Origin of the sequence: Winogradskyella algicola (assembly GCF_005869935.1) — a bacterium.
Taxonomy (GTDB): Bacteria; Bacteroidota; Bacteroidia; order Flavobacteriales; family Flavobacteriaceae; genus Winogradskyella; species Winogradskyella algicola.
The window spans coordinates 620,552-641,191 of sequence record NZ_SZQF01000001.1 but is presented as its reverse complement, the minus strand read 5'-3'; the positions used below and the strand labels follow the sequence as shown (position 1 = coordinate 641,191).

The window sequence follows — 20,640 nt, the reverse complement described above, 5'->3', positions numbered from 1 at the left end:
AAAATCTAACCCAGAACTAAACATTCTGGGTTTATTTTTTTGTGTTTAAATCATAGTCTAAAGGCAAGGTATCACCCATTCGCTGGCTTCCCATAGCTCCATTAAAATAAACGCCTTTTATAGCTGAATAATTACCATAAGCATCCAACAAAAAACTATCTACATACACATCAATATCACTTTGCTCTTTTCCGTCGTATAGAATCGATACTTTTTGCTTAAGCGAAATCTCTTTAAGGCCTGTATTATCTTTTGCTTGTACCTTAAAATATTTATAGGCTTCTACTTTAAAACCTTTAAAATAAATCTCGTAACCTTCTTCTCTCAATTTTTTATGGAATAATGCACGCATAAAGTGCTGTACAGAACCCTTAAAAACTTTCTTACGGGTTCGCTTTGTGCTCTTCTTATTAGCTTTTTCTAGATCTTTATAAAATGATGTACCAGCATAAGCAACTCTATCTAAAGCAAATTCTTGGTGTTTTAGGTTAGCATAACGGTATTGGGCTTCAAAATCTATCATATCAAAAGATATCTGGTATTGCAAAGCTTTATTTTTTATGATAATGGGAACTGTTGCACTTGCATACAAAGTTTTTCTCTTTTTATCGTAACGTAGCACGATGTCATTCTCATTTAAAATCTCACAAGATTTACCATACTTTGACACCCCTAAAAACTCTTTTCTAAATAATTTAAGTTTTTGTTTTCTGGTTAAACCATCATCAAAGTCTATAAAAACTTCATCTAGACTTACATCTGTAGGCTTCAGTTTTATTAAAATATTCTTTTTGGTTCTATAATCTGAAACAACCTCCTTTTCGTAACCTAAATAAGAAATTACCAATGGAGATTGTATAGCATCAGAATAACTTATAGAAAATTGTCCTTCAACATCAGTGGTAGTACCAATAGTAGTGTTGTCAAAATAAACGGCAACGGTTTCTAAAGGTTTATTGGTGGAAGCATCTAAAATAGTACCTGTTAATGTTTGGGATAAACAAATAATTGGGAATAACAGAAAAAATAGAACTCTACTTATCATGATTATCCATGAATTTACGTTCTAGCTCAGCTTGAAATTCTTCCATAACAGGTCTTACTGTACTTTCTGGTAAATCGGCAATCTTAATATACATTAATCCATCAACAGCATTATTAAACAATGGATCTACATTAAAAGCTACAATCTTAGCATTTTGCTTAATGTATTTTTTTAGTAATACTGGTAGACGTAATGCTCCTGGCTCTACTTCATCAATTAGCTTATCGAGTTTATTTAAATCGGCTTCAGCCTCATCAAAAACAAACTCTTTATCAGCATCTTTAAGCTTTACTTTAAATTCTTTTTTAGGGTGTACATATTGAGCTACGTAAGGGTCGTAGTAATGCGATTTCATAAACTCAATCATCAAACTCTTAGAAAAGTTTGAAAATTGATTACTAATACTTACACCACCTATTAAATATTTATGCTCTGGGAAACGCAATGTGGTGTGTACGATACCTTTCCAAAGCAAGAATAAAGGCATTGGTTTTTGTTGGTATTCTTTTATGATAAAAGCACGACCCATTTCTATAGATTGACTCATCATTTTATACAGCTCTGGTTCAAAACGAAATAAATCCTGCAGGTAGAATCCATCAATGCCGAAGCGTTCAAAAATCTGAGAGCCCAATCCCATTCTGTAGGCACCAGCAACTATATTTTTATCATTATCCCACAAAAACATATGGTGATAATACGTGTCAAACTTATCTAGGTCTGTGGCTTCGTTTGTACCTTCACCAACTTCTCTAAAAGTAATTTCTCTTAGCCTACCAAGCTCGCTTAAAATATTAGGCATGTCATTAGCAGAGGCTAAAAACACTTCATAATTTTTACTCGCCAACAATCTGCAATCTTTATCTCTAAGGTTTTCCACCTCAGCAACCATAAGTTCTGTATCAATTGGAGTTATAATACGTTTTGGCGGTTTTGGTACTTTTACGGTAGATTTAATGTTATCTAAAATCTTAGGTTTATCCTCAAAAGTTTTAGACAACATATAGGTTTTTCGTCTTAAAAAATCCGAGAAATCATTAAGTGTTTCGTGTTCTTTTTGATCATTAACTGAAATTGGCTTTCCTATTCTAACATTAATAGTTCTTCGTTTTTGCGTCAATAATTCTGAAGGCAACTTAGCCGTTCTTAACGTATCACTAATTTTTGAAAGCCTGTAAAACAATCTACTGTTCTTAGCATGAAAATAAATTGGAACAACTGGTACTTCAGCCTTTTTTATGAGTTTCATTGCGGCTTCTTCCCAAGGCTTATCAACTACTAACTTACCATCTCTATAAGTAGAAACTTCACCTGCAGGAAAGACACCTAATGGGTGTCCGTTTTGTAAATGCATTATTGCATTTTTAAAACCTGTTATGCTACTTTTTGCATCCTTTCTATCTTCAAAAGGGTTAACTGGCATAATGTAAGGCTTTAATGGTTCTATTCGGTGTAGTAAAAAATTGGCAATGATTTTAAAATCGCTACGCTGTTCTATCATTAACTTTAAAAGTAAAATGCCATCTATACCTCCTAAAGGATGATTAGAAATCGTAATGTAAGCTCCGTCTTTAGGGAGACGCTTTAGATCTTCTTCTGGAATTTCAAACTTAATTTGAAAATCATCTAACAATGCATTTAAAAAATCCAATTCAGATAGGTGCTTGTTTCGCTTGTATATCCTATTTATGGTAGATATTTTAAGTACCTTCATAAGTATCCATCCAAAGAATGTACCCAGAAAACCATACTTATCTGCATTAATAGCTTTTGCAACTTCTTTTGCGGTTACTAATCCCATATCAGATGATTTCCTCATAAAACAAATGTAGTAAATGTTATTTAGTTACGATTTGAACGGTTTCTCGCGTTAATTGTTTCAATAACACAGTTTTATCTTTTTCAAGCGCTTTAATGGCTTCCTCGTTGTAATGCCTAATAGTATAAAGACTAACATCATCGTAACATGTTACATTAAATTTTGCCTTTAAATGCTGTAACAATTTATCACGATTATTGTAAATATTATCTATGCAGACTGAAAAACTTATCGCTGAGTTTTGAATGACATCTACTTTCATCTTATAAAGGTGTAGCAAACTGAAAATCTCACTAATATTTTCTTCAACGATATAAGAAAAGTCTAAAGATGATAATGAAATTAAAATCTGATTTTTCTTAACTATAAAGCAAGGTATTTCTGGCTCAATGGCTTTTCCTTTACTTACACAAGTGCCTTCTACTTTTGGGTTTAAAAACGATTTTACATACAGCGGAATTTCCTTTTGTTGTAAAGGCTGTAAGGTCTTTGGATGAATTACTGATGCACCATAGAATGCCAACTCAATAGCTTCTCTATAAGAAATTTGATTGAGTAACTGCGCATTTTCAAAATAACGTGGATCTGCATTTAAAACTCCAGGAACATCTTTCCAGATGGTAACACTATTAGCATTAAGGCAATAGGCAAAAATGGCTGCAGTATAATCACTTCCTTCACGTCCTAAAGTTGTTGTAAAATTATTAGAGTCGCTGCCTAAAAAACCTTGTGTAATATTAAGTACTGATTTATCAAAATTTGAAGAAATGTATTGTTGTGTTTCATCCCAGTTTACATTGGCACGTCTGTAATAGTTATCTGTTTTAATATACGCTCTTACATCTAGCCATTTGTTTTTTAAGCCTATCTCATTTAGGTAATGGCTGATTATTGTGGTAGATATTAACTCACCAAAACCAATAGTTTGGTCATATACATAATTGTAATCTGGCGATTTATTGCTTTTTAAAAATAGATTTAACTCATCAAAAAGTGCTTTTACCGCTGTAAATACTTCATGACGTTCATTGTCAAATAAATCTAACAGAATTTCATTATGATATTTTATAACATCGTGGATAGAGCTTTGTAGTTCACTTTTATTTTCGAAGTAATTTTTAATAACGACTTCCATGGCATTAGTTGTTTTCCCCATAGCAGAAACAACCACTAATGTGTTTTCATAAACAGTTTCCTTTAAAACTGAAGCAAGGTTTTTTACTCCTTCAGCATCTTTTACCGAAGCTCCACCAAATTTATAAACGCGCATCACAATTTTTTAAATAGTTTTCTATTCCTTTTTCATCTAATTGAACAACGTCCCAATCTCGCATTACATTTGCTCCTTTCTTTTCATAGAAATTTATTGCTGGCTCATTCCAGTCCAAAACCTCCCAACTAATGCGCTTTACTCCTAAAGATTTACCGTATTCAACAACTTTATCTAATAGTCGGGTTCCTAAATTTTTTCCTCTTTGGGATTGGCTCACAATTAAATCCTCTAAGTGTAATACTTCTCCCTTCCATGTGGAGTATCTTTTGTATACCAAAGCCATACCTTCTATCCTATTATCTACTTCTATAACAAAACAGGTAAACTTCGGATTGTTTCCAAATCCATCTGACTCTAATAGTTCTAGGGTTACCTCGACAGCATCAGGTTCTTTCTCAAATACAGCCAATTCGTTAATGAGTTCTAGTACTCTTGGCATATCGGTTTTTCTGGCGAGTCTTGGTTGGTTCATTTTTCTAAAATAGTGAACTCAAATATAGTTTAAAATTCATTCTTTAATTTCATGCTTATTTCTAAAAAAATACACTTTATCAATTTCTTAACGAGTTTAATCTACGAAAACGTTTTAGTTTATTAAAAAATGCGATATTTGTTGCAATTAACCAATATATCGCTTCATGTCTCAACGCAATCAAACTCTTGGTGAGTTTATTATTGAAAATCAAGCCTCCTTTAAATACACATCTGGTGAACTTTCTCGACTTATTAATTCTATTAGATTAGCTGCTAAAGTAGTAAATCACGAAGTTAACAAAGCTGGTTTAGTAGATATTATTGGTGCAGCTGGCGACACCAATATACAAGGTGAAGACCAACAGAAATTAGACGTTTATGCTAATGAGAAATTTATACAAACCATGACCAATAGAAATATTGTTTGTGGTATTGCTAGTGAAGAAGAGGACGATTTTATATCCATTAATAGTCAAGACGAAAACCACCAGAATAAGTATGTAGTTTTAATTGATCCTTTGGACGGTTCGTCAAACATAGATGTTAACGTATCTGTTGGTACAATTTTTTCGGTTTACAGAAGAGTTACGCCTGTCGGTACGCCTGTTCAAATGGAGGATTTTCTTCAAAAAGGCAATCAGCAAGTAGCTGCAGGATATATTATTTATGGTACTTCTACAATGTTGGTATACACTACAGGACATGGTGTTAATGGTTTTACCTTAAACCCAGCAATAGGTTCTTATTACTTATCGCATCCAAATATGCAATTCCCAGAAGATGGAAGAATCTATTCTGTTAACGAAGGAAACTACATTCATTTTCCAAAGGGTATAAAAGATTATATAAAATATTGCCAGATGGAAGAAGGCGACAGACCTTACACAAGTCGTTACATAGGGTCATTGGTTTCAGACTTTCATCGAAATATGATAAAAGGTGGTATATATATGTATCCTAAAAGCTCTAAGGCCAGTGACGGAAAGTTAAGATTGCTATACGAATGTAATCCCATGGCTTTTTTAGCAGAACAAGCTAACGGAAAAGCGAGTGACGGTTTCAATAGAATTTTAGATATACAACCTACAGAATTACACCAACGTGTACCTTTTATTTGTGGTAGTAGAAATATGGTTGAAAAAGCAGAAGAATTTATGCAAAAAGCAGAATAAAAAAAGCGAACATGGTCACTGAGCGCAGTCGAAGTGTTGTTCGCTTGTATTTTTTTGTTGAATCTAACTTATTGATTCATTTTCTTCATCTTTTCTGTAAACTCGTCTAAGTCTACCTCATAATGTACCAATGTTAGAGCTTTATCAGCAATATATTTTACGTTATCTGGATTGAAACCTAATCCTATACAAAGTTTCTCTAATAAACTTACTTGGTTTGGTCCTTCTATGTGATCAGCCCATACCATGCGTGCCAAATCATATAAACGTTCTAAACGTCTGTCATAAGATGTAGGAGGGTTTATTGGATGTCTTAGATAATCTTTAAGTATAGTTTTATAATCTATTTCACTAATTTCTAAACGAATAGCAAGTCGGTCTAAAAACTCTTTTTCTGCGTCGTTAATAACACCATCACTCATAGCTACTCTTACAATAGCAGCAAAATGATCCTCATTTCGCTTTTTAAAACCACTATCAAATAAATCTGAAATTGACATAATCTGTATTTTTATATGCCTGCAAATATATACTAAACCTTAAGGTAATAAAATGAAAACCTAAAGATTTTTCAATTGCTATTCAGTGAATATTATCATTACATACTTTCATAAAATTTCATCTCTTTTATTTGTTTTAGATTTAAAATAATAAGTTTGTTATTCATAGATTCTCATCTTATTATGAATACCAAATATCTAAAAGAAACGTATTACTTCGATTATAAAAGCCCTCAAATTCAAAACTTAATTGAAGATGCTCGCCTCTTAACTTCAGATCAGAAAAAAATAAAAAATCTATATCTTAAAGTTAGGGATGAATGGCGTTATAGCCCTTTTGAAATAGGGCTAACTGAAGAGCATTATAAAGCCAGTAATATTGCAAAAAAACAACAAGCGCATTGCATAGATAAAGCAATTTTACTTGTAGCAGGACTACGTGCCGTAAATATTCCGGCACGATTGCGATTGGCAAAAGTTTCTAACCATATTGCCACAGAACGCTTAGAAGCTAAACTAGGCACTAACGAGCTTGCACCACATGGTTTGGTTGATGTATTTCTTGATGGAAAATGGAAAAAATGCTCACCTGCATTTAACAAAGAACTTTGTGCAATGTATAATGTAGATGTACTAAATTTTGATGGTACCGAAGATTCTGTATTACAAGAATACAATAAAGACAGTAAAAAATTTATGACCTACTTAGAAGATTACGGTCACTTTGAAGATGTACCTCTAGACTATATTAAATCTATTTTTAAAGACAATTATCCTGAGCTTTACAACACTTACTTGAACGCAACAGACATCAAATTTTAAACATTTTTTTAGTTAAAACATCCTTATATTTGCACCTCACTAAAAAATAAAGCGTCTAGTGAGCAAAACCCTTATCTCGCAAACCTTTTCACAGACTTTGCAACTGCAAAATCTGCAGAATTCTATTGCCCAACCCTTCGACTGTGCTCAGAGCAAGACTGCTCCTAAAATCAACCTAAAAGGTCTCGTAGGATCTTCTTTGTCAATTGTTATTTCAGAGGTTTTTAAGTCTACTGAAAAACCGTTTTTACTCATCTTCGATGATAAAGAAGAAGCTGCCTATTACCTCAACGATTTAGAACAGCTTATCAATGACAAAGATGTTTTATTCTATCCTGGCAGTTATAGAAGACCATACCAAATTGAGGAAACCAACAATGCCAACGTACTTTTAAGAGCAGAAGTGCTTAACCGCATCAATTCTCGCAAAAAGCCATGTATTATTGTTACCTATCCTGATGCGCTTTTTGAAAAAGTAGTAACCAAAAAAGAATTAGAAAAAAACACTTTAAAGATTGCTGTAGGTAATGAATTGAGTATCGATTTTGTAAACGAAGTTCTTTTTGAATACAAATTTAAACGTGTAGATTTTGTTACAGAACCAGGCGAGTTTTCTGTAAGAGGAGGTATTATTGATGTCTTTTCATTTTCGCATGACGAACCTTACCGCATTGAGTTTTTTGGTGATGAAGTTGATAGTATTAGAACCTTTGATGTAGAAACGCAACTTTCTACAGAGCGCATTAAAAAAGTAAGCATCATTCCAAATGTCGCTAACAAGCAGATTGCAGAGCAGCGAGAAAGCTTTTTAAAATATATTTCTAACAAGACGGTTTTATTTGCTAAAAACCCATCATTTATTTTTTCAAAAATTGATGAGTTTTTTGAAAAGGCAGAAGACACTTTCAAAAACCTATCGACCGAAGTAAAACATGCCTCACCCGAAGAATTATTCTGTAATTCAGAATTACTCAAACGACAATTTTTAGAGTATATCTTGGTTGAGTTTGGTACTTCATCTTTCTTTAGCAAAGAGAATATCGTTTTCAACACCAAGCCGCAACCATCATTTAACAAACAGTTTAATCTATTAATTGAAGACTTAAATGAAAATCATGCTAACGGTATTACCAGTTATATAGCATGTGTAAGTGAGCAGCAGGCCAAACGTTTTCATGATATTTTTGATGATGCCGAACAAGAAGAAATTCATTATAAAACAGTCGTATTATCGCTTTATCAAGGTTTTATAGATCTCGACAATAAAATTGCGGTTTACACAGACCATCAGATTTTTGATCGTTATCATAAATTCCATCTAAAAAACGGTTACGCCAAAAAGCAAGCCATTACGCTTAAAGAGCTCACTAATTTAGAGGTTGGAGATTATGTTACGCACATAGACCACGGCATTGGAAGATTTGGTGGACTTCAAAAAATAGATGTAGAAGGCAAAAAGCAAGAGGCAATAAAATTGGTTTATGGAGAGCGTGATGTACTGTATTTAAGCATCCATTCTTTACATAAAATCACCAAGTTTAATGGTAAAGACGGTAAACCACCTAAGGTTTATAAACTAGGAAGTAAAGCCTGGAAAAATCTTAAGCAAAAAACTAAATCTCGTGTTAAGGAAATAGCCTTTAACCTCATTAAACTTTACGCCAAACGTAAGTTAAAGAAGGGCTTTCAGTATGCACCAGACAGTCACATGCAGTTGGAGTTAGAAGCTTCATTTATTTATGAAGATACTCCAGACCAAGTGTCATCTACTGCAGATATAAAAGCAGACATGGAAAGCGAACGACCAATGGATCGTTTAGTTTGTGGCGATGTTGGTTTTGGTAAAACTGAAGTTGCCATAAGAGCTGCTTTTAAAGCGGTAGATAATGGTAAACAAGTTGCGGTTTTAGTACCTACAACTATATTAGCTTATCAACATTACAGAACATTTAAAGAACGTTTAAAAGATTTTCCTGTAACGGTAGATTATGTGAACCGTTTTAGAACAGCTAAGGAAAAACGAGAAACTTTAGAAAATCTAGAAAAAGGTGGTTTAGATATCATTATTGGTACGCATCAACTCGCTAATAAAACTGTAAAATTTAAGGATTTAGGACTGCTCATCGTGGACGAAGAGCAAAAGTTTGGTGTTGCAGTAAAGGAAAAGTTAAAGACTATTAAAGAAAATGTTGATGTACTCACACTTACTGCAACACCTATTCCGCGTACATTGCAGTTTAGTTTAATGGCTGCAAGAGATCTATCGGTTATTACAACTCCACCTCCAAACCGCTATCCTATAGAAAGTCATGTTATTCGTTTTAATGAAGAAACCATAAGAGATGCTATAAGTTATGAGATTCAGCGAGGTGGACAAGTGTTTTTTATTCATAATCGTATAGAGAATATTAAGGAAGTAGCTGGTATGATTCAACGTTTGGTACCAGATGCTAAAATTGCCATCGGTCATGGTCAGTTAGATGGTAAAAAGCTAGAACAATTAATGCTGGCTTTTATGAATGGCGAATTTGATGTTTTAGTAAGTACAACCATTGTAGAAAGTGGTCTAGATGTCCCTAATGCCAATACGATTTTTATAAACAATGCTAATAATTTTGGACTGAGTGACTTGCACCAAATGCGTGGACGTGTTGGCCGTAGTAATAAAAAAGCGTTCTGCTATTTCATAACACCAGATTATTCTGCAATGACTGCAGATGCACGTAAACGTATTCAGGCTTTGGAACAATTTACTGAACTAGGTAGCGGCTTTAATATTGCCATGAAGGATTTAGAAATACGTGGTGCAGGAGATTTACTTGGTGGTGAGCAAAGTGGTTTTATCAATGATATTGGGTTTGATACGTACCAAAAAATATTAAATGAAGCCATTGAAGAGCTTAAAGAATCTGAATTTGCGGATTTATACAAAGATGACGGCAAACCAAAACAATACGTTAAGGATATTACCATAGACACCGATTTTGAGTTACTATTCCCAGACGACTACGTTAACAGTATCACAGAACGCTTAAATCTGTACACGAAGCTCAACGAGATAAAAACAGAAGAAGAATTACAGAAATTTGAATCTGAAATTATAGACCGTTTTGGTGAATTGCCAACGCAAGTTCAAGATTTGTTTGATAGCGTTCGCTTAAAATGGATTGCTACAAAGATGGGACTTGAAAAAGTCATCATGAAAAAAGGAAAACTTATCGGTTACTTTATTCAAGATCAGCAAAGTAAATTTTACCAAAGTAATGACTTTAGCAGAGTTTTACAGTTTGTACAAATGAATGCCTCAAAATGCAAAATGAAAGAAAAGCAAACCAGAAATGGTTTAAGATTATTAATTACTTTTGAGAAGATAAACACGGTTTCTTCTGCATTACATGCATTGCAACCCATTATGGCTTAATTATTGGAGTTGTTTTTTGCAACAAAATTTTAAATCTAATTATGAAAAAACTAGCTACGATTCTATTAATTCTTCCTCTTTTAGCTTTTGGACAAAGCGTTAAAGGTACATTTTCACCATCCGAAGATTTTACACATGCATTCTTATATGAGGCTACTCCAGAAGGAGCCAATTATATAAGTCATGGCGAATTAAATGACGAGGGACAATTTGAAATTAAAATAGATTCTAGTGCTGCGCCAGGCATTTATAAAATCGTTTATGCAATTCCACCAGAAGAAAATAACTTTGATTTTATCTATGATGGCAAAGAAACTGTGGCTTTTAATTTCAGCCAAGAAAACGGTGTAGAATTTACAGAGTCAGAAGAAAATAAACTTTGGGCATCGTACCTAAAAAGTATGGATATGGTAAATCAAACCATTGCCAATTATTACGAAAAAGATGGCAAGGACAAAGATGGTTTTAAGTCGGTTTTTAATGTTTTAAAAGAAACACAAACCAATTACGAAAACTCATCGCAAGGTAAGTTAGTTTCTGCCTTTATTATGGCTAATAGACCTTATATTCCTGCTGAATATGAAGATTTTAACACCTATTCTAAAAATGTAAAAAACAACTATTTCAGTCAAATAGACTTCAGCAACTATATGTTACAAAGCTCTACATTTTTGATAGATCGTGTGGTGTCTTATGTATTTAACATGGTAGAAAACCCTACAAACGACACTTACAAAACTTTAGTAGACGATGTTGCTAGTGCCATAGATAGCAAAGATTTGAATATAAAAACGTATCTATTAGAAATAATATGGCAACGCTTTGTATCGCAAGAAAATCATAACGTTGCTAATTATATCACCGATAAGCATTTATTAGATTTAGCCAATCAAACAGGTAATAAAGTATTAGCAGAAACAATAAGTTCTTACAAGAACACGTCTATTGGTACTAAAGCTCCAAATTTTGAAATCGTTTCTTCTGAAACTACGACAAGCCTTCATGATCTTAAAGGATCTGAATACTATTTACTTGTGTTTTGGAGTAGTGGCTGTGGGCATTGCCTTAATGAACTTCCAAAAGTCAAAGAATTAACAGCTGATAAAAGCAACTTAAAAGTGGTTGCATTTGGTTTGGAAGAAGAGCCATCTAAATGGACGCAAGAAATAAAAAAGTATCCGAATTTTATTCATAATATAGGATTGGGCAAATGGGACAACCCAATTGTAAAAACCTATGGAATTGCAGCTACTCCAATGTATTTCTTATTAAGCAATGACAAGATTATCATGTCTAAACCTTATTCTTTTGAGGATTTAGAGGTGGTTTTGAAAGAATTGTAAATTATAATTAAAAACTAAAATTTTCAGAATTGCTCGAGTTCAAAATAAAGAAAACGCTCAGCCAACAAGTATCGACTGAGCGTTTTGAAACTAAATAACCAACCAAAATTTAGCTTCTTGTATTTTCTCTAAGGTTATCAACCTTAGGTGTTTTTTGTTTACGCTTTTTAGGCATTTCTTCTTTCTTTGTAATGTTACCTTGCGCATCAGAACTTCTATAGTATGCAATATATCCTCTACCTTCAAACTCATATACTGTTCCAGAATTTGGGTGAAATAACTCTATAGTTCCGTCATTAATAACGCTCAATTCAAAGAATTCATTGTTGAAGAAATCATAATCTAACGTTAAAGTTTTTAGGTACATATTACCTGTAACATTTCCTACACCATAAACACCAGTATAATCCCAATATATGTTGTCTGGATTGTTAATATTTACATCCTGAGAACTTCTAAATGTAGAGTCGTTTCCACCAGATAAAAACTGTAGATAGCTTTCGTTATCAAACTCGTTTATAGCTCCAAAATTGCTTGTGTAAACTTTCTCCCAAGCTTCGTACTCTTGTAAGAAATAATGAATGTTATCATAGAACACAAAGTCATAATCAAAAGTAGATCTCTGATAACCATCTAAAAAGTAAGATGTATCATTAAATGGATTGTAAAGCTCTATGGTATTATGATCTATTTGGTAAACATCAAAACTATCAAATCCATCAATCACATGGTTTACGTCTAATATCATATTATAGGCATCATAATTTCCTATTTGCACACCAAAACCGTTGCCTTGGCTACCAATGCCAACCAAATTATTATTGGCAAAAAGGCGACCATTATCAAAAGTTAAGGTAAAAGCTATTTGTAAAAAAGGGGTTTCACCATAGCCTTGTGTTGCATTAATATCTACATACCACAGATCATAGGAATGCAATAATTGATCTAAAGAAATTGCAGGTCCATTATCATTAATATGTAACTCTTCCGTGTAACAAGACGTAAGAAGCGTAGCACTAAGTGCAAATCCGAAAAGTATTTTCAATGTCTTCATAATTCAACGGTTTTTAGGGTTACTATCGTTATAATTTCAAAACCTATGCCAAATTCAAAATGAAGCCACTTGTTACAGCCTTAAAACAGTTATATTTTATGTATTTTTGAAATACAAAAATCGACATATATTCTATGAGTGAATCTAAAAAATATGCTGTATTTGGAGCAGGAAGTTGGGCAACAGCCATTGTAAAAATGCTTTGCGAAAACTTAGATGAAGTAGGTTGGTACATGCGTAGCGTTTACACCAAAGAACACATATTAAAAGAACAACATAATCCAAGCTACTTAAGCTCAGTAGAGTTTCATACAGAGCAATTAAAACTTAGCAATGATATAAATGAAATGGCTGAATGGGCAGATGTATTGATTTTTGTGATTCCCTCAGCTTTTATGCATTCTGAATTAGAAAAACTCACTTCTAATATTAGTAGTAAAATTATTGTTTCCGCTGTAAAAGGTATCATTCCAGAATCTGGATTGTTGGTTGGTGAGCATTTTCATGACATTTATAATATTCCGTTTGAAAATATTGCGGTTATCGCAGGCCCATGTCATGCCGAAGAAGTTGCCCTAGAGCGCTTATCTTACCTTACCATTTCTTGCGCAGATGCCATTAAAGCCAAGGCCATTGCCAAAAACTTATCTAGTGACTATATAAAAACCAAAACTAGTGACGATATTATTGGTGTAGAATATGCTGTTATGCTGAAGAATATTTACGCTATTGCTGCTGGTATTGCGCACGGACTTGGTTATGGTGATAACTTCCAAAGTGTGTTAATGAGTAACTCTATTCGTGAAATGAAACGTTTTATTAAGAAAATGCACAAGATGAAACGTAACATCAATAATTCTGCTTATTTGGGTGATTTGTTGGTTACTGGTTATTCTGTATTTTCTAGAAATAGGATGTTTGGTAATATGATTGGTAAGGGATATACCGTAAAATCTGCACAAATGGAAATGAATATGGTTGCTGAAGGCTATTACGCTACCAAAAGTGCTTTTGAACTCAACAAAAAGAACAAAAAGAAGACGCGCTTACCTATTATTAATGCGGTTTACGAAATACTTTACGAAAACAAGAACCCTAAAAAGGTTTTTCAGAAACTAACTGAGAAGCTGGATTGAAAATCGTGTTGTCATCCTGAACTTGATTCAGGATCTCACATAAAATAGATTCCGCCTCATTTGCGGAATGACAAAAATTCTAGAATTTAATTAAGAGATTCCTGCTTTCGCAGGAATTTATTTCACTAAAACACCTTTCAGCTGCATTAAAGGAATAGTTTGAAGTGCTTTTTCGTTTATAGTGTTTTTTCTAAACACATAGGTTTTATCAAACATTTGGTTACCTTCAAAAAAGGTGACTTTAAACGAATTATTCAATTCTAAAACCTTCTCTTGCATAAACTCAATTTTGGCATAACTACGCGCAGGTAATTTTGCGAGTGTATGACGCATAGGAGGTGTCATTTTAGTTTCAGATTTTCCTTGAGAAACAATAAGTACAGTTTCTAAATCTTTATCGCTATTATTTATAATGTAGGCATTCCAGTCTAACGTTTTGTACTCTAAATGTTCTTCTTGCACAACAGCAACGTGTACATCCTTAACTTCTGGAATATTAATGTCTTTTTTCAAAATCTTATAAAGCAGATTTAAACTGTTCTAAAAAGCGCACATCATTTTCACTTAACAATCTGATATCACTGATTTGATTCAATAGCATGGCTATTCTATCGATACCCATTCCGAAAGCAAATCCAGAATATGCTTTAGAATCAATCCCGCAGTTTTCCAAAACATTAGGATCTACCATACCACAACCCATAATTTCTAACCAACCTGTTCCTTTGGTAATTTTATAATCTGTTTCGGTCTCAAGTCCCCAATACACGTCAACCTCAGCACTTGGCTCAGTAAACGGAAAATAAGAAGGTCGTAAACGAATTTTAGATTTCCCAAACATCTCTGTTGTAAAGTATTGCAATGTTTGTTTTAAATCGGCAAAACTCACATCCTTGTCTATATATAAGCCTTCTACTTGATGAAAGAAACAATGCGAACGTGCCGAAATAGCTTCATTACGATATACGCGGCCAGGTGAAATAGTTCTGATAGGTGGTTTATTGTTTTCCATATAACGTACCTGCACAGAACTTGTATGTGTTCTTAATAAGATATCAGGATCTGTCTGAATAAAAAACGTATCCTGCATATCGCGTGCTGGGTGATATTCTGGTAAATTTAAGGCTGTAAAATTGTGCCAATCATCTTCGATTTCTGGACCTTCACTAACATTGAAACCAATACGTGAAAAAATATCAATAATTTGATTCTTAACGATAGATATTGGATGACGAGCACCTAAAGCAATTGGCTCACCAGGACGCGACAAATCACCATAAAGACCTTTATCTTCTTCTTGGCTTTCTAGAGATTCCTTAAGAGTATTGACTTTATCTTCAGCTGTTTTTTTCAGCTGATTTATAGTCTGACCAAACTCTTTCTTTTGCTCGTTTGCCACGTTTTTGAATTCAGCAAAATATTGCTTAAGCAACCCTTTGGACCCCAAATATTTAATTCGGAATGCTTCTACTTCTTCTTTTGACTGTGCAGAAAACGCTTCCGCCTCTGCTATCAGCTCTTTTAACTTATCTATCATCTCTATGCTGAATTTTTTGTACTGATTTTATTTTCAGTATATTTTAAAGCAAGTGGCAAATTTATGGAATAAAACAAAAAACTCCTTACTAAACATAAGGAGTTTTTATAAGACTATTTGGAATTTACTTACATTTTAATGAAAACGTCTCTGTAAGTAACACCACCATCAACTTCATCAAAGTACATCTTGTTACCTTCAAATGACACTTCTTGTACAAAAGTTTCCCCATCGATAGTTGAAGAATAAATTCCTTCCCCAAGATTATCCCAAGTACCATTTAAAACTTCATCCACCTCGCAACCACTACCAAAATCATCGTGCAATGTTGTTGTAAATGTACCATTAGAAGATACATTTATAGTGTCTTGATTCTCGCAGTCATCTAGAGGAAATTCAACACCATCTTCATAAGACGTAAAATATCTCCAATTTCCAACGAAAGGATCCTGAGAACCACCATCATCATCGCTGCTACAAGATGTGAATGTTAAAGCAAAAACGCTAAAAAGAATTAGTAATTTTTTCATGATAATTGATTTAAGATTAGGAATGCAAAATAAAGCTTTTTTGGTATTTTCCTACGATTATCAATCGATATACTCCATTTCAACAAAATAGTTGACAATGGCCTCTTTCATCAACACACTTTGCTCACCAGCTTTTAAAAATGGTAACTGTTCTTTTACTTTGTAATGTGGCCAACCATCGTCATCTACATAATCAAACTCATAAAACCCATAGGGTTCCAAAAGTTTACATATGGCTATATGCATTAAATCTAGCTTATGATCTTTTTTGTATTCACGATGTATTTGCCCAAGCTCTTGTACACCAATGAGGTAAATTATAGAATCTAAATCTAGCGTATCACCATCTGCAAACTGTTTAGATAGCTTTTCTACTACTAAATTCCATCGTTCTTTTAACTGTTCGTCTCTTGCCATAAATCGCTTTACAAATTGTGGCTTCAAAGTTAATAAACTAAAAGCTCTCAATAATCGTTATTATTTTAAAACGGTAAAAATCATGTACTTTTACCAAAATCGCTTTATTTATGAGTTTTATTGACATTGTTTTAGCTGCTCTATTACTATTTGGATTCATAAGAGGTCTTTTTAAAGGACTCTTTGTTGAAATAGCGTCGCTAGTTGCTCTGGTGCTTGGAGTATATGGCGCTATTCACTTTAGCTATTTTGCTTCAGATCTACTTGAATCTAAAGTAGACTGGAACGAAAAAACCATAAATATTGTTGCATTTGCAATAACGTTTGTAATTATAGTACTGGCTATAAGTTTGGCTGGAAAAGCCTTAACAAAACTAGCTGATTTTGCGGCTTTGGGTCTTCTAAACAAACTACTTGGAGGTGTGTTTGGTGCGCTTAAAATAGGTCTCATCCTTAGTGTCTTACTCATTGTTTTTAATAAACTAAACAACACACTACCTTTTATGGAAAAAGAAGATTTAGAAGAAAGTGTTTTGTATAAGCCTGTAAAATCTCTTGCTCCAATGATTTTCCCTAATCTCATAAAAAGCGAAGCTGAACAGGAAGCTATACCTGAAGAAGAGGCATAAAAAAAGCCATTCTAATGAATGACTTTTTACTTATTTAAATTTTTACCTTTTAAAGCATTTCTACTTTACCAGTATGTAAGCTGTAAACGCCACCAACTATAGCAATCTCATCATTCTCTTCCATTTCTTTTAGAATTGGACTCTTCTCGCGAATTCTATCCATTGTCAGTCTTACATTATTTTCTACAGTCTTAGCTACAAATTCTTTATTAGATGAATTTGCTTCACCTTGAATCTCATCAGCAGATTTTCTAACTGCTGGCATAATATTTTCTAACATTGCTGTTATGTTACCTAGCTCAACACCATCACATGCGGCTTTTACTGCGCCACAACTTTCATGACCTAAGACTAGTATTAATTTACTTCCTGCGACGTTACAAGAATATTCTAAACTTCCTAGTATATCGGTATTTTCAAAATTCCCAGCTACTCTTGCTACAAAAATATCACCAATAGCTTGGTCTAAAACAGTTTCTACTGGTACACGAGAATCTATACAGGATAGTACAACAGCTTTTGGAAATTGACCTCCAGTTGTTTGCTGAACTAGTGCTGAATTATCTGCACCTTCTAATTTTCCGTTAACAAAGCGGTTATTTCCATCTAATAAATCTTGTAGAACACCATTAGGAGTTAGTGCGCTCTGTATATCTTTTGTTATTGCTGTTTTTTTCATTATTCCTTATTAATTTTCAAATTATTGTATTTTTTCTAGTTTAAAAAACTCTATAAAACTATCTGGATTCTCAACATTTCCGCGTTGGGAAAATAGTTTAATATTTATGTTTCGTTCTTTAGCTTTAAAAGCAAAATCTTCAAGAATTTCAATAATATCATTATCTAAGAATCGTGTTTTACTAACATCTAATTCTAAGGTAGAGTTTTCTGGTATACGATCTAATTCTTTTAAAATTGCCGCTTTATTAAAAAAGGTCACCTCTTCAGCTAAAGTCATTTTAATCTTACCGTCATCAATATTTTCACCTTCTTTGTGCAAAAAGTGTGAGTTCTTATAACTATGCCATAATGTTACCATAATACCAATTGCTAAACCAATACCTATTCCCCAAAGTAAATCTTTAAAGACTATGATTAATACTGTTGCTATAAAGGGTACAAATTGTTTCCACCCAGAATTCCACATAGCTTTAAAAGTTGCTGGTTTTGCAAGTTTAAAACCTACAATAAATAAAATTGCTGCCAATACCGATAACGGTATCATATTTAAAATATTAGGTATAATTATCACGGATATTAATAGAAAGAACCCATGAATAATGGCACTTGCTTTTGTTTTGTTTCCTGATTGGATATTTGCCGAGCTACGGACTATAACTTGTGTAATTGGAATTCCACCAATTAAGCCTGAAAGAATATTACCAGAACCTTGCGCCAATAATTCGCGATTAGTTGGTGTCACTCTCTTTTGAGGGTCTAGTTTATCAGTAGCTTCGACACACAATAGGGTTTCTAAACTTGCAACCAGAGCAATGGTAAATGCAGTTACCCACACTTCAGTAGAACCAATAACACTAAAATCTGGTAATGTAAATTGACCTAAAAAACTATCAATACCATCTGGTACAGGAACCTGAACCAAATGACTTTGAGCAATATTTAGTGAAGAATCCTTACCTATGATATAGAAAATAACACCGACAACAACTGCTACTAAAGGTCCTTGTATAAGTTTAAAAATGTTATGCTTCTTGGTTAATACTTGCGACCAGAGGATTAGTATTCCCATAGCTACAAGTGCAATAATTGTTGAGCCCAAACCAAGATTCTGAGGTATACTAATAATATCTGAAAACACATTACTACCACCACCAAACAAAACAAAGTTTCCTTCAGGATCTTTATCAATTCCAAAAAAGTGAGGAATTTGTTTTAAGATGATAATAATACCAATACCTGTTAACATCCCTTTGATTACAGAAGATGGAAAATAGTATCCAATAATTCCTAATTTTAAGATTCCAAATATAATTTGTATAACACCACCTAAAACTACTGCTACTAAAAAGGCTTCATAACCTAAAGATGCAATGGCTGCCAGTACAATCGCTGCTAAGCCAGCAGCAGGACCACTAACACCAACCTCAGAACCTGATATTAAGCCTACTACTATACCACCAATAATACCTGCAATTAATCCTGCAAAAGGTGGTGCATCACTTGCTACAGCAATTCCTAAACACAAGGGTAATGCTACAAAAAACACTACAATACTCGCTGGCAAATCATTTTTTAAATATTTGAACATAATAAATACTATTTATGCTTAGAGGAACCTCTAAGTCTTTTATAAATTAAATTTTGAAACCTTTTTTAATATTCTGATTGACGGGAACTAAACCAAACGTTTCTCGGGAGGCGGTGAAATTAAATTTAAGTGTGGCTTACGATATTTATTACTTGTATAACCTATGTGTTCAACTTTAGAAGTGTCTATTGAAAAATCTTGGGTTAGTTCAACTGTATAATCAAAGAGAAGTTTTATATCTTCTTGCTCTTCCTCTTCGTTCATTCCAAAAAATGCAGAAATATCTGCAGAATCATCGCAGGATACAATAATGGTTGGTGCACTTATTATCAATGTGAATAATATCACAAAGCAGAGTGCAATTGTTTTTTTTAAAATCATAGGTTGTGCTACCAGCAAATATAATACTCACAATATATGATTTTGTTAACAATATCTAAAAGGTCTTTAAGATTTTTATGTCTTTTGAAGGAATCCAGCCTGTAGATTTGTCTGAAAGTTCAATTTTATACCAATCATCGTAGGTCTCCAAAACTTGTACTTTAGTACCTTCATGAAGTCTGAAAACCTCCTCTGAGGTTTTATTGGCTTCTGACTTTACTCTAGATTCCTTTGCAAATACAATTGCAGGATTATCTTTATGGTCTAAACTTTCTTTCTGAAATGCCATTGCAACTGAAAAACAGGCAAAAAATAAACCAATTAGACTTACAACAAAGGCTATTCGCTTTTTTGAAGTTGCGTAAGAAAAGTGATATAGTAAAAATAAGATTACAAAAATAAACACTCCTGCAATTGCCATTTTGGCCCAAGCATCTGTGTTAAAAGTATTAACTATGTTATTAATAATTCTGGCAAAACCAACTTGTGGGACTGTTTCTATGGCATCAACTGTCATATTTTGAGCGTAACCTGCCAGATTGTTTTTAATATCCTCATCATCTGGATTTAGCAGTAATGCCTTTTCGTAATAATATATACTTGGTGCTACATTGTTAAGCTTATAATTAGCGTTTCCTAAATTAAAGTAAAGTTCTGCAGAATGTTGTCCCGAATCTAAAATAGCCTCATACTTATCAATAGCCTCTGCATATTTACCATCATTATACAAAGCATTTGCTTCATCAAATAGCTGATTGTTTTGAGAAAAACCAAAACAAGTAATACAAACCACTAACAGAAACAATACCTTTCTCATA

At 33.3% G+C, this 20,640-nt stretch carries 20 protein-coding genes; 6 read left to right on the top strand and 14 right to left on the bottom strand.

The features are described 5' to 3' along the window. Positions 1-31: 31 nt before the first annotated feature. Genes FC091_RS02725 through FC091_RS02710 form a run of 4 tightly spaced genes read right to left on the bottom strand, consistent with a single transcriptional unit; the run spans position 32 to position 4,609 of the window. Positions 32-1,045 carry a carboxypeptidase-like regulatory domain-containing protein gene (locus tag FC091_RS02725; RefSeq protein WP_138432739.1) on the bottom strand — a complete coding sequence of 338 codons (1,014 nt, stop codon included), beginning with the start codon at positions 1,043-1,045 and terminating at the stop codon, positions 32-34. Next, entirely contained in the window at positions 1,035-2,864 is a 1,830-nt protein-coding gene (locus tag FC091_RS02720) for a GNAT family N-acyltransferase (protein ID WP_246035787.1), read from the bottom strand. The genes FC091_RS02725 and FC091_RS02720 overlap by 11 nt, the downstream gene beginning before the upstream one ends. 19 nt (positions 2,865-2,883) lie before the next feature. Beyond that, positions 2,884-4,134 (bottom strand): aspartate kinase, encoded by a 1,251-nt coding sequence (locus FC091_RS02715; RefSeq protein WP_138432738.1) that lies wholly within the window; start codon positions 4,132-4,134, stop codon positions 2,884-2,886. Then, complete coding sequence (locus tag FC091_RS02710) at positions 4,121-4,609, bottom strand: GNAT family N-acetyltransferase (protein ID WP_138432737.1); 489 nt, start codon at positions 4,607-4,609, stop codon at positions 4,121-4,123. Before FC091_RS02710 ends, FC091_RS02715 begins: the two co-directional genes overlap by 14 nt. A 166-nt stretch (positions 4,610-4,775) precedes the next feature. On the opposite strand from FC091_RS02710, the gene fbp reads away from it, so the two are divergent. Next, positions 4,776-5,783 (top strand): class 1 fructose-bisphosphatase, encoded by a 1,008-nt coding sequence (fbp, locus tag FC091_RS02705; RefSeq protein ID WP_138432736.1) that lies wholly within the window; start codon positions 4,776-4,778, stop codon positions 5,781-5,783. Positions 5,784-5,851: 68 nt separating this feature from the next. Here fbp and FC091_RS02700 read toward each other — a convergent pair whose 3' ends face one another. Further along, complete coding sequence (locus FC091_RS02700) at positions 5,852-6,283, bottom strand: tellurite resistance TerB family protein (RefSeq protein ID WP_138432735.1); 432 nt, start codon at positions 6,281-6,283, stop codon at positions 5,852-5,854. A gap of 183 nt (positions 6,284-6,466) precedes the next feature. Here FC091_RS02700 and FC091_RS02695 point away from each other — a divergent pair, with 183 nt between their 5' ends. The 3 genes from FC091_RS02695 to FC091_RS02685 are packed head-to-tail and all read left to right on the top strand — an operon-like array spanning position 6,467 to position 11,869. Beyond that, positions 6,467-7,105: a transglutaminase-like domain-containing protein gene (locus tag FC091_RS02695; RefSeq protein ID WP_138432734.1), complete on the top strand. Its 639-nt coding sequence runs from the start codon at positions 6,467-6,469 to the stop codon at positions 7,103-7,105. A 58-nt stretch (positions 7,106-7,163) separates the two neighbouring features. Then, positions 7,164-10,526, top strand: a complete 3,363-nt coding sequence (gene mfd / locus FC091_RS02690; RefSeq protein WP_138432733.1) for a transcription-repair coupling factor — start codon at positions 7,164-7,166, stop codon at positions 10,524-10,526. Positions 10,527-10,567: 41 nt separating this feature from the next. Then, positions 10,568-11,869 carry a TlpA family protein disulfide reductase gene (locus FC091_RS02685; RefSeq protein WP_138432732.1) on the top strand — a complete coding sequence of 434 codons (1,302 nt, stop codon included), beginning with the start codon at positions 10,568-10,570 and terminating at the stop codon, positions 11,867-11,869. A 109-nt stretch (positions 11,870-11,978) separates the two neighbouring features. Here FC091_RS02685 and FC091_RS02680 read toward each other — a convergent pair whose 3' ends face one another. Continuing rightward, complete coding sequence (locus tag FC091_RS02680) at positions 11,979-12,923, bottom strand: nicotinic acid mononucleotide adenyltransferase (RefSeq protein WP_138432731.1); 945 nt, start codon at positions 12,921-12,923, stop codon at positions 11,979-11,981. A 134-nt stretch (positions 12,924-13,057) separates the two neighbouring features. Between FC091_RS02680 and FC091_RS02675 the strand changes: the two genes are divergently transcribed. Continuing rightward, complete coding sequence (locus tag FC091_RS02675) at positions 13,058-14,059, top strand: NAD(P)H-dependent glycerol-3-phosphate dehydrogenase (protein WP_138432730.1); 1,002 nt, start codon at positions 13,058-13,060, stop codon at positions 14,057-14,059. A gap of 117 nt (positions 14,060-14,176) precedes the next feature. Here the strand turns inward: FC091_RS02675 and FC091_RS02670 are convergent, their stop codons facing one another. From FC091_RS02670 to FC091_RS02655, 4 genes are all read right to left on the bottom strand, one after another. Continuing rightward, positions 14,177-14,572, bottom strand: a complete 396-nt coding sequence (locus FC091_RS02670) for a hypothetical protein (RefSeq protein ID WP_076621302.1) — start codon at positions 14,570-14,572, stop codon at positions 14,177-14,179. A 4-nt stretch (positions 14,573-14,576) separates the two neighbouring features. After that, complete coding sequence (gene pheS, locus FC091_RS02665) at positions 14,577-15,596, bottom strand: phenylalanine--tRNA ligase subunit alpha (RefSeq protein ID WP_138432729.1); 1,020 nt, start codon at positions 15,594-15,596, stop codon at positions 14,577-14,579. Positions 15,597-15,724: 128 nt separating this feature from the next. Next, positions 15,725-16,126 (bottom strand): lipocalin-like domain-containing protein, encoded by a 402-nt coding sequence (locus FC091_RS02660; RefSeq protein ID WP_138432728.1) that lies wholly within the window; start codon positions 16,124-16,126, stop codon positions 15,725-15,727. 60 nt (positions 16,127-16,186) lie between these two features. Then, the gene (locus FC091_RS02655; protein ID WP_138433070.1) at positions 16,187-16,543 is read right to left on the bottom strand and encodes a hypothetical protein; all 357 of its coding nucleotides are present in this window, start codon (positions 16,541-16,543) and stop codon (positions 16,187-16,189) included. 110 nt (positions 16,544-16,653) lie between these two features. Here FC091_RS02655 and FC091_RS02650 point away from each other — a divergent pair, with 110 nt between their 5' ends. Next, positions 16,654-17,172, top strand: coding sequence for a CvpA family protein (locus FC091_RS02650; RefSeq protein WP_138432727.1), 519 nt, complete (start codon positions 16,654-16,656; stop codon positions 17,170-17,172). Positions 17,173-17,221: 49 nt separating this feature from the next. On the opposite strand, the gene FC091_RS02645 is transcribed toward FC091_RS02650, so the two are convergent. The 4 genes from FC091_RS02645 to FC091_RS02630 all read right to left on the bottom strand — a co-directional run bounded on the left by FC091_RS02645 (position 17,222) and on the right by FC091_RS02630 (position 20,639). Next, on the bottom strand, positions 17,222-17,851 hold the full coding sequence (locus tag FC091_RS02645; protein ID WP_138432726.1) for a carbonic anhydrase family protein: 630 nt from the start codon (positions 17,849-17,851) through the stop codon (positions 17,222-17,224). A gap of 21 nt (positions 17,852-17,872) precedes the next feature. After that, positions 17,873-19,441 carry a SulP family inorganic anion transporter gene (locus FC091_RS02640; protein WP_138432725.1) on the bottom strand — a complete coding sequence of 523 codons (1,569 nt, stop codon included), beginning with the start codon at positions 19,439-19,441 and terminating at the stop codon, positions 17,873-17,875. Between the two features lie 87 nt (positions 19,442-19,528). Further along, positions 19,529-19,774, bottom strand: coding sequence for a hypothetical protein (locus tag FC091_RS02635; RefSeq protein WP_246035786.1), 246 nt, complete (start codon positions 19,772-19,774; stop codon positions 19,529-19,531). A 103-nt stretch (positions 19,775-19,877) separates the two neighbouring features. Continuing rightward, a complete protein-coding gene (locus FC091_RS02630) occupies positions 19,878-20,639 on the bottom strand; it encodes a tetratricopeptide repeat protein (protein ID WP_138432723.1) in 762 nt (253 codons plus the stop codon). Position 20,640 lies beyond the last annotated feature (1 nt).